General features: G+C 55.7%; 13 protein-coding genes. 11 read left to right on the top strand and 2 right to left on the bottom strand.

All coding sequences use genetic code 11. The features are described 5' to 3' along the window. Window positions 1-39 precede the first annotated feature (39 nt). Window positions 40-876, top strand: coding sequence for a hypothetical protein (locus N9C89_RS03240; RefSeq protein WP_263952401.1), 837 nt, complete (start codon window positions 40-42; stop codon window positions 874-876). Between the two features lie 124 nt (window positions 877-1,000). Here N9C89_RS03240 and N9C89_RS03235 read toward each other — a convergent pair whose 3' ends face one another. Further along, the gene (locus N9C89_RS03235; protein WP_263952400.1) at window positions 1,001-1,615 is read right to left on the bottom strand and encodes a hypothetical protein; all 615 of its coding nucleotides are present in this window, start codon (window positions 1,613-1,615) and stop codon (window positions 1,001-1,003) included. Window positions 1,616-1,761: 146 nt separating this feature from the next. On the opposite strand from N9C89_RS03235, the gene N9C89_RS03230 reads away from it, so the two are divergent. Beyond that, a complete protein-coding gene (locus tag N9C89_RS03230; RefSeq protein WP_263952399.1) occupies window positions 1,762-2,154 on the top strand; it encodes a hypothetical protein in 393 nt (130 codons plus the stop codon). 211 nt (window positions 2,155-2,365) lie between these two features. Here N9C89_RS03230 and N9C89_RS03225 read toward each other — a convergent pair whose 3' ends face one another. Further along, window positions 2,366-2,722: a BrnA antitoxin family protein gene (locus N9C89_RS03225; RefSeq protein ID WP_263952398.1), complete on the bottom strand. Its 357-nt coding sequence runs from the start codon at window positions 2,720-2,722 to the stop codon at window positions 2,366-2,368. 275 nt (window positions 2,723-2,997) lie between these two features. Here N9C89_RS03225 and N9C89_RS03220 point away from each other — a divergent pair, with 275 nt between their 5' ends. The 9 genes from N9C89_RS03220 (at window position 2,998) to N9C89_RS03180 (ending at window position 15,576) form a co-directional block, all read left to right on the top strand. Next, window positions 2,998-3,582: an ANTAR domain-containing response regulator gene (locus N9C89_RS03220; protein ID WP_263952397.1), complete on the top strand. Its 585-nt coding sequence runs from the start codon at window positions 2,998-3,000 to the stop codon at window positions 3,580-3,582. Continuing rightward, a complete protein-coding gene (locus tag N9C89_RS03215) occupies window positions 3,579-4,745 on the top strand; it encodes an ABC transporter substrate-binding protein (RefSeq protein WP_263952396.1) in 1,167 nt (388 codons plus the stop codon). The genes N9C89_RS03220 and N9C89_RS03215 overlap by 4 nt, the downstream gene beginning before the upstream one ends. A 260-nt stretch (window positions 4,746-5,005) precedes the next feature. Continuing rightward, window positions 5,006-6,376, top strand: coding sequence for a CmpA/NrtA family ABC transporter substrate-binding protein (locus N9C89_RS03210; protein WP_263952395.1), 1,371 nt, complete (start codon window positions 5,006-5,008; stop codon window positions 6,374-6,376). A 76-nt stretch (window positions 6,377-6,452) separates the two neighbouring features. Beyond that, on the top strand, window positions 6,453-7,535 hold the full coding sequence (locus N9C89_RS03205) for an ABC transporter permease (protein ID WP_263952394.1): 1,083 nt from the start codon (window positions 6,453-6,455) through the stop codon (window positions 7,533-7,535). 5 nt (window positions 7,536-7,540) lie between these two features. Continuing rightward, window positions 7,541-9,211: an ABC transporter ATP-binding protein gene (locus N9C89_RS03200; protein ID WP_263952393.1), complete on the top strand. Its 1,671-nt coding sequence runs from the start codon at window positions 7,541-7,543 to the stop codon at window positions 9,209-9,211. Continuing rightward, window positions 9,211-11,661 carry a nitrite reductase large subunit NirB gene (gene nirB / locus N9C89_RS03195; protein WP_263952392.1) on the top strand — a complete coding sequence of 817 codons (2,451 nt, stop codon included), beginning with the start codon at window positions 9,211-9,213 and terminating at the stop codon, window positions 11,659-11,661. The genes N9C89_RS03200 and nirB overlap by 1 nt, the downstream gene beginning before the upstream one ends. Beyond that, entirely contained in the window at window positions 11,658-11,993 is a 336-nt protein-coding gene (gene nirD, locus N9C89_RS03190; RefSeq protein WP_263952391.1) for a nitrite reductase small subunit NirD, read from the top strand. The genes nirB and nirD overlap by 4 nt, the downstream gene beginning before the upstream one ends. Beyond that, window positions 11,990-14,596, top strand: a complete 2,607-nt coding sequence (locus N9C89_RS03185; RefSeq protein ID WP_263952390.1) for a nitrate reductase — start codon at window positions 11,990-11,992, stop codon at window positions 14,594-14,596. The genes nirD and N9C89_RS03185 overlap by 4 nt, the downstream gene beginning before the upstream one ends. Further along, a complete protein-coding gene (locus N9C89_RS03180; protein ID WP_263952389.1) occupies window positions 14,593-15,576 on the top strand; it encodes a glycosyl transferase family protein in 984 nt (327 codons plus the stop codon). Before N9C89_RS03185 ends, N9C89_RS03180 begins: the two co-directional genes overlap by 4 nt. Window positions 15,577-15,579: the final 3 nt, after the last annotated feature.

Here is a 15,579-nt window from a genome sequence, read left to right as displayed (position 1 = left end):
TATCTGCTAACTAACTTGAATAAAATAAAATGGCCGAAAATGAATAGATTCAAAATTGTAGCAATTGGTTTAGGCCTCACAATCGTGGCCGCGGTCTCAAGCCTTGATCTTTTGGATACAAACGAAACCGCATCTAAAGGTCTAGAAGACTTCATTCGGGGCCTTCCGGAAAATCCAAATGATATAGAAAAAATCCTTGAAACTTCCACCTTAGATGGAGCGCTTTCCGAAGTCACAAACCATCACTTAGAGGTCCTTTTCTCCTCAGAGCCGTTTGCGGATGCTTTGGCGTTAGAGATCAGAAAAAACGCCCGAGTCATAGATAACATTCCAGAGAGTGAGCTATCTAGGTTTTTTAGCGACTTTTTGATGAGCTGGTCTCAGGTAAAAACTGCTCAAGGTATCAAGCGATTGCCTTTAGATGAGCAACGGAATTTCCACCTTTCAAATGCAAAATTCCTTACCAACTTGTCCGCAGCGGATTGCGTCGCATTTGTTCAAGGGCATACTCCGCTAAACAGGCTTGAATCTGTGGTAAAAAATGCATCTATTGAGTCCGACTTGCAAGTTTTGACCAACATTTTTGCATTGGAGCGTGCCTCGATTTTTGCGGAGTTAAATGACTCGCCAAAATATATTCCACTGACTGAATTCGAGAAACAATCAGCGGACACGGCAATCAGTAACGTGTTGTCGACTAAACTCGAACAACTCGCGAATGGAGACGAACTATTGGAAGCTGCCAAATTTCCCGAAAACGCCCCCGACAATGATCTCTGTGAGTTTGTTATTCTTACACTTGAAACTGTAGTTGAAGTGCCCGGACAATTGGGGGACCTTGTCGTGAAACGCTATTCTGAAGCGCAAGAAAGCTGAAGAATATTGGCGAAGGCATTATTGTAGAAACTAGCCTCCCCCCCAGACGCGGATCTTCAAACTCACTTTCAAACAACGCGCCCTCCCGAGAGGGAGCGCGCGCATCACTAACGTAGCGGCAAATTCACCCCTCTATGCGGACGACATTTCGCCAGTCGAGATCGATTTCCTCCAACATTTTGGCATAGCCTTTGCTGCTGCGCAGGCTTTCATACGTTTTCTGAATGGAGTCCATCGAAGGATAGCCAACGGCCATAAGTCGGCGGCCTGCGGCGAGGCCTGTCAGAATTGTACAATAGCGAAAGATCATCGCGCCATTGTCGGCAAAATGCGGAACGTGATCCCTGATCGCATCGAGCTTCAGATCGCTCGCTCCCCAACGTGACACAACGCCATAGGCGGGAACATCGGTTGACGGATTGGGCAAACCCACATCTTCGATTTTCATAACATTGCGCAGCGTCACCGAAACGTGCCCGCTCCCAACAATCGTCTTATAGGCATCCGAATTTGAATAAACATCAAAGGCGGCGCCAATGCCGTTCATCTCTTCATAGGTTTGGAACAGGATCAATTGCCCCGTGTATTCACCCGTCGCCATAATGCCGTATCGGGTGGTTACGGCCCCCGCTCCGCTCTTCAAATCTTCGCATAATTGGGAAAGGTTCTTTAATGCTTGGCCGACGAAAGATTGATCGCAAGCGGCTACTGTAACCATCATATAGTGTGGAGTAGTCATGATAATACCTCGGCTAATTGAAATTTACGCTTTCAACCGCACGCGGATTCTGCCGTGACCTTCCCCAAGGGACCCGCCGCCATTACTCACGGGGCAGGATTTGGTGATACTAACATAAATTCGATTAAAACGCAGTCGCTAATCCTTTGCTCAACGACCCGCTTCCCTCAATCCACCTGCGCTACGCTAACCTGCGCAATTCGCAGCGCCGCAAAAAACTGCCCTTCGCGCAAACCAATGCAAGCATCCACGTCAGGCCGGACATGTCACAAACGCTCGTCAATTGCTCTGCGCCCTCCCAAACCTCACCTATCCGCCCAGCGGTGATAGCGCGAGACAAGTTCTGTTTCACAAATCTTAAAACCGAGGTAGCAAACCAGAGCGAAACACCCGCCGATAAAAATCTCGAACAACTGCAACAGAGCGCCCTCCATGATCGCGCTGGCACCATGTTTCCGAAGGAACGCGATATTGGCCATCGAAAGGTGGAAGAGGCTGTAAGAAGAATACGCAAAGCCGACGAAAGACACCCCGCTTAAGGTCAAGACGGCTAACCAGTGATACCGATGCAGATTGAAAACTCGCTTCATGCGTCAGACACCTTTCGTCAGTGTTGCCAATTCATTGTACAAATATTGCGCCCCAAAGCGAACAGCGCCGTCGAAGGCTCGTCTTTATCATAATGCGCAGCCGCGTGACTTTGCACATCAACTAAACTTGTTGCATCGGCGCGGTGGAGATGGAGCGCTTCTAATCCTCCCGCGCCTCAATAACTTTCGCAATTCGCAGCTCCGCATAGAGCGCCAGCACATCGTTAATAATCCGCTGATAGCCGCTGCCATATGACCGGTAAAATTTGAGAACCGGCTCCTCCAACAAAAGCGTCACCCGCGCGCGGCGGGGTTGAACGGGAAAGGCATCGGCCAAATCCTCCCACGCGTCCGGCACAAATCTTTCGCGCGTTGAAGACGGGTACATCTCTGTTGCCAGCCGCGCGATGGTACGCTCAAGTGATAGCCGCGCCAGATGCTCGCCCCGCGAACGGCGGCGGCGGCCTTCCGGTGCTTCGAATGTCTTGCTTGGGTCAAAGTTATACGGCTCGGCCATGCTGCCTCCACTTGGTTAAGATTTTGCAAACCTAGCCCTCAAAAGTTAACAGACAGCCGCCAGACCGTACGCATATCCCGCGCATATGCAAAACATATGGAAATCATATGCGTTTCACATCGCCGTTTTCGCCTCGTCAGGAACAGTTAACGCAATGCCCATTTATTATGCATGCGCAGCATATTCCGCCCAATTCGAATGCAGCCCACCATTGCTGCACCTGCAAAATTCCGCCCTCTCTGGTCACCGGATTAGCGCCACTTTAGACCCTGTTCATGGCCAGCAAGCTCCGCATCACCATCCTTGAGCCCGACCCTGAACGGGCACGGATGATTGTCGATGGATTATGCGATGCAGGCGATTATTCCATCACGATTATCGGCGACGAGACTTCCCTCAACCAGCGCCTGTCCGAACTCAATCCGGACGTGGTTCTTGTTGATATCGCCAACCCGAACCGCGACACTCTAGAGCAGCTTTCCCTTGCATCTGGCGCTGCCTCTCGCCCCGTCGCAATGTTCGTTGACCGCTCTGATCCAGACCTGACCAAAGCCGCGATTGAGGCCGGTCTTTCCGCCTATGTGGTAGATGGATTACACAAAAATCGCATCAAACCTGTGATCGACGCCGCCATCGCGCGTTTCAATATGGTCGCCAAAATCCGCAATGAACGCGACGCAGCCAAAGCCGCTCTCGCCGACCGAAAAACCATCGACCGCGCCAAAGGACTACTCATCGCCGCCAAAGGCATCAGCGAGGACGAAGCCTATTCGCTACTGCGCAAAACCGCGATGGATCAGGGCCGCAAAGTTGTCGATGTGGCAACTGCTTTGGTCACGGCTTCGGAGCTTCTGAAATGAACGCGACGATCACCTGCGGTTTCCTTCCTTTGGTTGACTGTGTGCCGTTGGTTGTGGCGCGCGAATTCGGCTTTGCCCGCAGCGAGGGCATAGACCTTCGCCTCTCGCGCTACCCAAGCTGGTCCACGCTTCGGGACATGCTCGCATTCGGCCAGATCGACACCGCGCATATGCTGGCGCCAACGCCGATTGCCATGTCACTGTCTCTCGGCGGCTTCAGCGCTCAAATCGACACGCTGATGGTCCTGTCCGTAAATGGCAACAGCATTGGCGTTCACCCTGATATTGCAGGGAAAATGCGTGCAATCGGCTGGGATGGTAGCTTCACGACACCGCGCGAGACAGGTGAGTTTCTACTTGCCGTTACGGGCGGAAAGCTGCGGATAGGTTCGCCTTTTCCGTTCGCCATGCACACAGAGCTTTTACGTCATTGGCTGACCGCCCTCGGCATGCCCGAGGAAGAGCTCGACATCCGCATTGTCCCGCCTCCGCATATGCCCGCGGCCATGGCCAAGGGCGAGATTGATGCCTTCTGTGTCGGCGAGCCTTGGGGGTCGTCTGCGGTTGAAAACGGGCATGCCGAACTGGTGCTGCCCGGCTCTTCTATCTGGAGTTTCGCACCCGAAAAAACCCTCGCCGCGCGGCGCGATTGGGTTGATGAAAACCCCAACGCTGTGCGGGCGCTCATGCGTGCCGTTTATCATGCGGCAGAGTGGCTTCATGACGATCACAATCGCATGATGGCCGCAAACCTCCTTGCACGGCAGGAGTACCTGAACCTCTCCGAACAGATCATCGACCGCGCCCTTAGCCGCCGGATCGTGACACGCCACAACGGTGCGCCTGTTCATGTTCCTGAGTTTCAGCGCTTCTTTAGTTCCGCAGCGACATTCCCGTGGCGCAGTCAGGCCGCATGGATTGCTACGCGGCTCGCCGCACGTAATGGCTTGGATCGCACGCACGCGCTCGAGGTCGGCAAAGCCAGTTTCCGCAGCGATCTATATCGCCAAAACCTCGCCGGACTCGGCATCGACCTCCCCGGCGCCTCCGAGAAACTAGAGGGTGCGCTGTCTCATCCAACGGCCGTTGCATCCACCCGCGGCGAGATGATTCTCGGGCCGGATGCCTTCTTTAATGGCGAAATCTTTGACCTGACGCGGTGAATTCCGCCCAAAAAATGTGCAGTCGCAGAAAACCTCTGATTTTCTCCGCCGAGCCCCACTACGACTCTCGCTGCGCTGCGGCGCACCTTCTATAAAAGCCTTAATGCTAGGCAACGACGCCCAGCCAGAAACACCCGAATGATCGGGTGACATGAGCAAAGCCGCTCGATTCACCGTACGCCTCCCCGTGCAGTTGAATCGAGCGGCTTTTTCTTTTGCCCCATACCGAACATCGGGGGCGCAACAAAAGGGACTGAACGATGAAAAACGCAATCAGCATGGCCGTGGCGACGAGCTTTGCACTTGCCGCTCCAACGTGGGCCGAGATGCTCGACGTTGAAAAAGACGAACTCACACTCGGGTTCATCAAGCTAACTGATATGGCCCCGCTCGCCATTGCATATGAGCAAGGCTATTTCGAGGACGAAGGGCTTTACGTAACACTAGAGCCGCAAGCGAACTGGAAAGTGCTGCTTGACCGCGTGATCGACGGCCAGCTTGACGGCGCTCATATGCTTGCAGGTCAGCCCATCGCCGCAACAATCGGCTACGGCACCGAAGCGCATATCATTACGCCTTTCTCGATGGACCTGAACGGCAACGGCATCACCGTTTCCAATGAAATCTGGGAAAAGATGCTGCCACACATCGACAAAGATGCGGACGGTAAGCCGGTTCACCCGATTTCCGCGTCGGCTCTGAAACCCGTTGTTGAAGAATTCGCCGACGAAGGCAAACCGTTCAACATGGGCATGGTTTTTCCTGTTTCCACACATAACTACGAGTTGCGCTACTGGCTGGCTGCTGGTGGTATCGAGCCTGGCTACTATTCCCCAGAGAATGTGTCCGGTCAGATCGCGGCCGATGTTCTTCTTTCGGTAACACCTCCTCCACAAATGCCTGCAACGCTCGAAGCCGGAACTATCCTTGGCTATTGCGTAGGCGAGCCTTGGAACCAAGCCGCAGTCTTTAAGGGCATCGGCGTTCCAGTGGTGACCGACTATGAAATCTGGAAGAACAACCCAGAGAAAGTTTTCGGCATCACAGCAGAGTTTGCCGAAGAGTATCCGAACACAACGCTTGCCCTGACCAAGGCGCTAATCCGCGCGGCTATGTGGCTTGACGAGAACGACAACGCCAACCGCCCAGAAGCCGTAGAAATCCTCTCTCGGTCTGAATATGTGGGTGCGGACTATGACGTGATCGCGGCCTCTATGACCGGCACGTTTGAGTATGAAAAAGGCGATGTGCGCGACGTTCCGGATTTCAACGTGTTCTTCCGCTACTTTGCGACATATCCCTACTACTCTGACGCTGTTTGGTACCTGACCCAAATGCGCCGCTGGGGCCAAATTCCTGAAGGCAAAACAGACGCTTGGTACGATGAAACTGCCAAGAGCGTTTACAAGCCGGAAATCTACCTCGAAGCCGCCCGTCTACTTGTTGAAGAAGGCATCGCAAGCGAAGCTGATTTCCCTTGGGATACAGACGGTTACCGCGAAGTTACCCCAGCTGAGGATATCATCGACGGCATCGCATACGACGGTCGCACCCCGAACGCCTATCTCGACAGCCTGCCGATCGGTCTGAAGGGCGACCAAACCGTCAATAGCGACATTGTCACAAATTAAACATCCCACTCCCCACCTGCTTATGCGGGTGGGGTCACCACTACCCTTAACACCCCGCCAGATTGGAGAAGGTCAGATGACCACAGTCGATCCCGAATTCGCCGCAAACGAGGCAAAAGAAGCCAGACGCGCGCGCTTGTTCACCCGTATCAACAAAGCCGACACTTGGTTCAAAGTTATCGGTATGTCATGGATGACCCCGATCCTGAAAGCGCTCGCCGGCGACAACCCTCGCGCTCAGGTCAAACAAATCTGGCTTTTGCTCGGTGTTCCGCTTCTCTCGATCTTCCTTTTCATCGCCGCATGGGGCGCTTTGGCACCTAAGGTTCAAACATCTCTTGGCGCGGTTCCCGGCCCTGCACAAGTTTGGGAACAGGTTGGCGTTCTTCATGCAGATCACGTTCGTGAGCGCGAAAAAGAAGAAGCCTTCTATGAACGTCAGGACGCTCGCAACGCGAAGCTCCTCGCGGACGGCAAAGAAGACAAGATCAAAGAGCGCGCCTATACCGGCAAACCAACCTATTACGACCAGATCTGGACCTCTATCCAGACCGTATTCTTCGGCTTCCTACTGGCCACAGCAGTTGCTGTCCCACTGGGGATCGCGGCGGGCCTCTCCCCTTCGGTCAATGCCGCGATCAACCCGTTGATCCAGATTTTCAAACCCGTTTCTCCTCTCGCTTGGCTCCCAATTGTGACGATGATTGTCTCGGCGGTTTACACCACGAACGACGGAATGTTCTCCAAGAGCTTTCTTAACTCCGCCATCACAGTGACGCTCTGTTCGCTTTGGCCAACGCTCATCAACACGTCTTTGGGTGTGGCAAGCATCGATAAAGATCTGATCTCTGTGTCCAAGGTTCTGAAGCTCTCCACATGGACCAAAATCACCAAGCTGGTTCTGCCTTCCGCACTGCCGCTGATCTTTACCGGTCTGCGCCTCTCGCTCGGTGTTGGCTGGATGGTGCTGATCGCGGCGGAAATGCTCGCCCAGAACCCCGGCCTTGGTAAATTCGTTTGGGACGAGTTCCAGAACGGCTCCAGCCAATCCCTCGCCAAGATCATGGTTGCTGTGTTCACCATCGGCATCATCGGCTTCATGCTCGACCGCCTGATGTATGTGATCCAATCCTTCTTTACCTTCTCGGCTAATCGGTGATCCCTATGTCAGTTCTTGAATTCAATAACGTTTACAAGGGTTTCGGCGAAGGAACAGAGCACACGCCCGTCCTCTCCGACATCAACCTCAAAGTGGAAGAAGGCGAGTTCGTTGCGATCCTCGGCTTCTCCGGAACAGGCAAATCCACCCTCGTCAACTTGGTTGCAGGGCTACACCAACCAGATCAGGGCGAAGTGCTATACAAAGGCGCTGAAATCTCTGGTCCTGGCCCTGAACGCGGGCTGGTCTTTCAAAGCTACTCTTTGATGCCGTGGCTGACGGTTAAGGGAAACATCGCTCTCGCCGTTGACAGTGTCTTCAAGGAGAAATCCAAGGAAGAGCGCGCCGAACTGGTGGCGAAGTATATCGCCATGGTTGGCCTCTCCCACGCCGCAGACCGTCGCCCTGCGGAACTTTCTGGGGGCATGCGTCAGCGGGTTTCTGTGGCGCGCGCGCTTGCGATGAGCCCAGAGATGCTGCTTCTGGACGAACCGCTTTCCGCGCTCGACGCCCTCTCCCGCGCCAATCTGGCCGACGAGATCCTCGACATCTGGAATGCGGACCAAAAGACCGTGATCCTCGTCACCAATGATGTGGACGAAGCCATCATTATGGCGGATCGGATCATCGCCCTGAACCCTGATGGCACCATCACCAAGGAGTTCAACGTCAGCATCCCTCGTCCCCGCGACCGGATGGCGATGAACGACGATGCATCGTTCAAAAAACTCCGCGCCGAGGTCACAAAATACCTCATGGATGTGGGCATCGCCGCTAAGGTCGAAGAGACCCGCAACTTGCCAAATGTAACGCCAATCCACGGCGTTCCTGCTGCGGTTGCCAAGGCACAAGAAGGGCTGATCGACGAGCGTTTCCTCGATTTTTCGCAGCTTCACAAGGTTTACCCAACGCCGAAAGGTCCGCTGACTGTGGTTGAAGATTTCAACCTCAAGATTGACCGTGGCGAGTTCATCTCACTGATCGGTCATTCGGGCTGTGGTAAATCCACAGTGCTGACAATGGCGGCGGGCCTTAATGAAATTTCCAAAGGCGGTATCCGCCTTGATGGTCGCCACGTACAGGGCGCAGACCCCGAGCGTGCGGTTGTGTTCCAATCGCCCAACCTCTTCCCGTGGCTCACCGCCAAGGAGAACGTGTCGATCGGTGTCGACAAGGTCTACCCAACCGCTTCTATGGCCGAGCGTCAGGATGTGGTCGAATACTACCTTGAGCGCGTTGGCCTTGCGGACTCCATGGACAAAATGGCGAACTCCATGTCCAACGGCATGAAACAGCGTGTCGGGATTGCCCGCGCCTTTGCGCTCTCGCCCAAACTCCTCTTGCTTGATGAACCATTCGGCATGCTCGACAGCCTCACCCGCTGGGAGCTTCAGGAAGTTCTCATGGAAGTCTGGAGCCGCACGAAAGTCACCGCGATCTGCGTCACCCACGACGTGGACGAAGCCATCCTTCTGGCGGATCGCGTTGTGATGATGACCAACGGACCACAAGCCACAATCGGCAAGATCGTTGATGTGGATCTGCCCCGCCCGCGCACCCGCAAAGCGCTGCTGGAGCATCCGGATTATTACAAATTCCGCGCCGAGGTTCTCGATTTCCTTGAGGAATACGAACACGGCAAAAACCCCAAATCCAAGAAAGAGGAGGCCGCATAATGACCGAGAAACTGGTAATTATCGGCGCTGGCATGGCCTCGGGCCGCGCGCTCGAAGAACTGCTCAAGCAGGCGCCCGATGCCTATGACGTGACCCTTTTCAACGCAGAGCCTCGCGGCAACTATGACCGCATCATGCTCTCTCCGGTTCTGTCGGGTGATAAGAAGTTTGACGACATCATCATCCACACCTCCGATTGGTACGAAGAAAACGGTGTAACATGCCGCTTTGGCGAAAAGGTCGCCAAAGTAGACCGCGAGCGCAAAGTCGTAATCGCCGAAAATGGCGACGAAGTGCCTTATGACAAGCTGCTCTTTGGAACGGGGTCCAACCCATTTATCATTCCGCTCCCTGGCCATGATCTTGAGGGCGTAATCGCCTATCGTGACCTTGAAGACACCAACCGCATGATTGCCCTCGGCGAAAAGCCGGATGCGAAAGCGGTTGTGATCGGTGGTGGCTTGCTTGGTCTTGAAGCTGCGGCTGGGCTTAAGCTGCGCGGCGTTGACGTGACAGTGGTGCATATCATGGGCCACCTGATGGAGCGCCAGCTTGACGAAGCTGCAGGATACCTTTTGCGCAAGGCGTTGCTCGACAAGGGCATCAAAGTAATGTGCTCGGCCAACTCCAAAGAGATCGTTGGCGAAGACGGCCATGTCAAAGCGCTTATGTTGGATGACGGCACCGAACTGCCCTGCGACCTCCTCGTGATGGCCGTGGGCATCCGCCCGAATGTGGCCCTTGCTGGCGATGCTGGCCTCTCCGTTGGGCGCGGCATTCATGTTGACGATCAAATGATAACCTCGGACGAGAACATCCTCGCAGTGGGCGAATGCGTGGAACACGACGGCAATATCTTTGGCCTCGTTGCTCCGCTCTATGATCAAGCCAAAGTCGTTGCCAAAACCTTGATCGGTGAAGAGGCAACATTCGTTCAGCGCGAGATTTCAACCAAGCTCAAAGTAACGGGCTGTGATCTTTTCTCTGCTGGTGACTTCGCAGAGGGCGACACCCGCGAAGATATCGTGTTCCGCGATCCGGCACGTGGGGTCTACAAGCGCCTCGTACTCGAAGACAACAAGATCGTCGGCGCCGTGATGTATGGCGATACCGCCGACAGCAACTGGTTCTTCGGCATGATCAAATCCGGCGAAGACATCAGCGAAATGCGCGAGACCCTGATCTTTGGACCGGCCTTTCAGGGGGGTGCCCCCCTGGACCCTATGGCGGCCGTTGCAGCCTTACCAGATGATGCAGAAATCTGTGGTTGTAACGGCATTTCCAAAGGCGAGATTGTTTCTGCGATCAACGACGGGGCAACAGACCTCGCCGCCGTGCGCGCGGTCACCAAGGCCTCCGGCTCCTGCGGGACATGCACGGGTCTGGTTGAGCAGGTTCTTGGGGTAACGCTGGGCGATGACTTCGTTATTCCCGCCGCTCAAGGTATGTGTAACTGCACAGATCTGAGCCACGAAGACGTGCGCCGGATGATCAAATCGCAAGAGTTGAAATCCATGGCCGCGGTCATGCAGGAATGTGGCTGGAAAACAAGCTGCGGCTGTCACTCTTGCCGCCCTGCGCTCAACTTCTATTTGCTCGCTGATTGGCCGCTTGAATATCAGGACGATCCACAGAGCCGTTTTGTAAACGAGCGCAACCACGCCAACATCCAGAAAGACGGCACCTATTCGGTTGTGCCGCGTATGTGGGGCGGGATCACCACGCCCGACGAACTGCGCGCCATTGCGGATGCCGCCGACAAATACAACGTTCCGACCGTTAAGGTAACTGGCGGACAGCGGATCGACCTTCTGGGCGTGAAGAAAGAAGACCTTCCCGCAATGTGGTACGATTTGAACCAAGCGGGCATGGTTTCGGGCCACGCCTATTCCAAAGGTCTGCGCACAGTCAAAACATGTGTAGGCAAGGATCACTGCCGTTTCGGAACGCAGGATTCAACGGGCCTCGGCATCAAACTCGAAAAGCTCCTCTGGGGTTCTTGGACACCGCATAAAGTCAAACTGGGCGTGTCGGGCTGCCCGCGTAACTGCGCGGAAGCCACCTGTAAGGACATCGGCATCGTCTGCGTCGACTCGGGTTACGAGGTTTCTGTTGGTGGTGCTGCGGGTATGGACGTTCGGGAAACCGAATTGCTTGCCAAAGTCGCAACCGAAGAGGAAGCCATCGCCCTCACGACTGCGTTCATGCAGATCTACCGTGAAAACGCGAAATACCTTGATCGCGCTTACAAATGGGTCGCCAAGGTCGGGTTGGATTGGGTCAAGGAACAGATCGTTGATGACCTCGCCCAACGCGCCGAATTGGTGGAGCGCTTCGAGCTATCACAGACCATCTATCGCAAAGACCCATGGGCCGAACAGGCCACCCCCGAATACAACCGCAAAAAATGGCAGCCGATGGCTGACCTGAGCTTGGAGGCCGCAGAATGAGTGACTGGATTGATATCGGCGCGCTTGACGACATCCCCCAACGCGGGGCGCGCCTTGTAAAAACACAGCTTGGATGCGTCGCGGTGTTCCGCACCGCAGAAGACCGCGTATTTGCCATGGACGACACCTGCCCCCACAAAAAGGGGCCGCTGAGCGAGGGGATCGTGCATGGCGAGTCCGTTACTTGCCCATTGCACAACTGGGTGTTTGACATGAACACCGGCCAAGCGCAGGGAGCCGACGAAGGACAGGTCGCAACCTATGATATCGACGTACGCGACGGGCGTATCCTGCTTGACGTAAACCGCCTCTCCGCACGGTCCGCCGCATGAGCATGACCTGCACAACCTGCCCCTATTGCGGTGTCGGCTGTGGCGTTCTCGCGAGCGCTGACGGCACCATCAAGGGCGATCCGGACCACCCGTCCAATTTCGGGCGGTTGTGCTCCAAAGGCTCGGCACTGGGCGAAACCATCACGCTCGAAGGGCGCTTGCTCGCGCCGATGGTCAATAAGCAACGCGCAAGCTGGGAGGAGGCAACTGCCCTCGTCGCAGAGAAGTTCAGCGCCGCGATCAAGGAACACGGCCCAGACAGCGTTGCATTCTATGTTTCCGGCCAACTCCTGACCGAAGATTACTATGTGGCCAACAAGCTAATGAAAGGGTTCATCGGCAGCGCCAACATAGACACTAACTCGCGCCTTTGCATGGCCAGCTCCGTGGCGGGCCACAAGCGCGCATTTGGCACAGACACAGTTCCCGGCACCTATGAGGATTTTGAAGAGGCCGACCTCGTTGTCCTCGTTGGGTCCAACCTCGCGTGGTGCCATCCGATCCTGTTCCAACGCCTCGTCGCGGCCAAGCAAGCGCGCCCGGACATGCGCGTGGTCAACATCGACCCGCGTGTCACAGCGACAAGCGATCTCGCTGATCTTCACCTTGCCATCAACGCCGATAGCGACACGGCCCTGTTTAATCACCTGCTCGCCGAAATCGCATCGCGCGGCGCAGTTGACGACGACTATGTCGCCAAAAACGTGAATGGCTTTGCCGATGCACTCGCCGCCGCACAAGACAGCGACGTAAGCAGCACCGGCCTAAGCGCCGCCGAGATCGAAGATTTCACCAAACTCTGGATCAACACAGAGCGCGTGGTCACCATTTATTCCCAAGGCGTGAACCAATCCGCCGTCGGCACCGACAAAGTCAACGCGATCCTGAATTGCCACCTTGCAACGGGACGTATCGGCCGCGCAGGGATGGGGCCGTTTTCCGTCACTGGACAGCCAAACGCCATGGGCGGGCGCGAGGTCGGCGGGTTGGCGAATATGCTGGCCAACCACCTTGATCTGGAAAACCCAGACCACCGCGACACAGTACAAACCGCATGGAACGCCCCAGTTATCGCTGATCACGCAGGCCTTAAGGCAGTAGACCTTTTCCAAGCCTGTGCAGATGGCAAAATCAAAGCGCTCTGGGTCATGTCGACAAACCCTGCTGTATCGATGCCAGACGCCGCAAACGTAGCGCAGGCCATTGAAAACGTGCCGTTTACCGTTGTTTCCGACATCCTCAAAGACACAGATACTGGCGCGCTTGCCGATGTTTTGCTCCCCGCTGCGGGCTGGGGCGAGAAATCGGGCACAGTAACCAATTCCGAACGCCGCATCAGCCGCCAACGCGCGTTCCTACCCCTCCCCGGTGAAACGCGCCCGGATTGGCAAATTATCTGCGACGTGGCGCAAAAAATGGGGTTCGGGGAAGCCTTTGAGTTTACCTCTCCTGCCGAGGTCTTCGCCGAATACGCCGCCCTTTCCGAAGCAACCGCAAAGTTCGGTAAGGATTTCGACATCAGCGGCCTCGCTGGCTTGGATGAGGCCGACTACGACGCGCTCAAACCAACCCAATGGCCGATCCGCGCCAATGGGTCCACAACCGAGCGCTTCTTCGCAGATGGCGGCTTCTTCCATGCGGACAGCAAGGCGAAAATGCTTCCCGTAAAACCGCCGAAACACGCGGAAAACGGCGAAACCTTCCGTCTCAACACCGGTCGTATCCGCGATCAGTGGCACACGATGACCCGCACTGCGCGCGCACCGCGCCTAAACCAGCACCTTGCCGAACCTTTCGCCGAAATCAACCCAACTGACGCGCTGCGCCTTGGTATCAAAGACGCGACCCTGCTGCGTATCTCGGGCGAACATGGCAGCGCTGTTGTGCGGGCAATGATTACCAGCAAGGTACAGGCCGGCACCATATTTGTTCCGATGCATTGGACCGCGCAATTTGCTGCCTCTGGCCGCGTGAACCACGCAGTTGCACCCGTGACCGATCCCGTGTCAGGACAACCCGCGCTCAAAGGGGCAGACGTAACCGTCGCGCCATTCGAGGCCGCGTTCTATGCCTTCGCCGCAAGTGATCAGCCGATTGAAAGCGCCCGCCCCTATGTGGCCAAATCCAAAACCACAACTGGATGGAAAGCCGAAATTTCAGGGCAGCGCGCGCCGAAAGATTGGGAAAAAGAAGCACGCGAAACACTTGACCTTGATGGCGGTGAAGCCGTTATGCTGGAGGACGCACAAAACGGGATTGCCCGCGTTGCGATCTTTGAGGAGGGCCGCCTTCGCGGTGTCTATTTCGCCGCCCGCACACCAGTTGCCGTTGCGCGTGGCTATGTCTGTGACCTGATTGGGAGTGAGGCATCAGCGCAAGTGCTCGCCGGAGTTCCAGGGGCTGATCAACCAGACCCCGGCGCCACGGTCTGTTCCTGCATGAACGTCGGGATCAACACCCTCAAAGCGGCGATTTCCGATGGGGCGCGCACGGTCGAAGCTCTTGGCGAATGCACAGGCGCGGGAACCAACTGCGGCTCTTGCAAGCCGGAACTTCAGGCATTACTGAAAGATATACCCTCAATGAAAGTGGCTGCCGAATGAACAAACTTGCTCCCTATGTCCGAATTCTTGGGCGGGGACCGGGGCGTTCAAGATCACTTACCGAAGAAGAAGCATTTGAGGCGTTCACCTTAATTTTGCAAGGCGATGCAGCACCAGAGGCCGTTGGCGCGCTGCTGATGCTCATGCGGTTCCGTGGTGAGATTGCCCCTGAAATTGCGGGTTTCGTTCGGGCGCTTCGTGCACATGTTGATGCGGATTGGACGAATGTTCCCGCTGGGCTTGATTGGCCCACTTATGCCGCAGGGCGTACGCGCGGGCTTCCGTTTTACCTGTTGTCCGCCAAGCTCATTGCCGCAAGCGGAACACCTGTTTTGCTACACGGTTGGAACTCGCACCAAAATCCTGTTGCCTCGGTTCGCGATCAGCTTTCAGCAGTTGAAATCCCCGTTGCAAAAACAGCTGAGGCCGCAACAAAAGCGCTTAAGAACGGCGGTATCGCCTATGTCCCGCTTGAGGAAATCGCGCCAGATGCCTTCCGCATTCTAAAATTGCGCGATGTGCTGGGTCTACGCTCGGCGGTGAATACCACGTTGCGGGTCTTTAACCCCTCGCTTGCACCCGCTTCGGTTCAGGGCGTATTTCATCCATCTTATCGCGAACTACAGGCCGACGCCGGCGCGCTTCTCGGACTTGCGCGGCTGACGGTTATCAAAGGCGGCGGCGGCGAGTTTGAGCGCCATCCCTCCAAAGACATCGCCGGTTTTGGTCTGCGCGACACAAACCCTTGGACGGGCACCGCGCCCGCGCTTCTTGACGAAACGCGCCGCCTCGCTACGAAAGAATCCCAGCCCGAAGACCTTGCAAACCTCTGGAATGGAACGCATTCAGACGAGTTTGCAGAAGCCGTTGTGATCGGCACAGCAGGGCTTGCGCTCTTGACCACAGGGCAGGCCGACAGCATAGAAGCCGCCGACGAACAGGCGCGCGCACTTTGGGCCGCACGACACAGCACCAAATAAAGG

This window comes from Halocynthiibacter sp. SDUM655004 (genome assembly GCF_026015885.1).
In the GTDB taxonomy this organism is placed as follows: Bacteria; Pseudomonadota; Alphaproteobacteria; order Rhodobacterales; family Rhodobacteraceae; genus Falsihalocynthiibacter; species Falsihalocynthiibacter halioticoli.
This window is presented reverse-complemented; position numbering and strand designations above follow the sequence as displayed.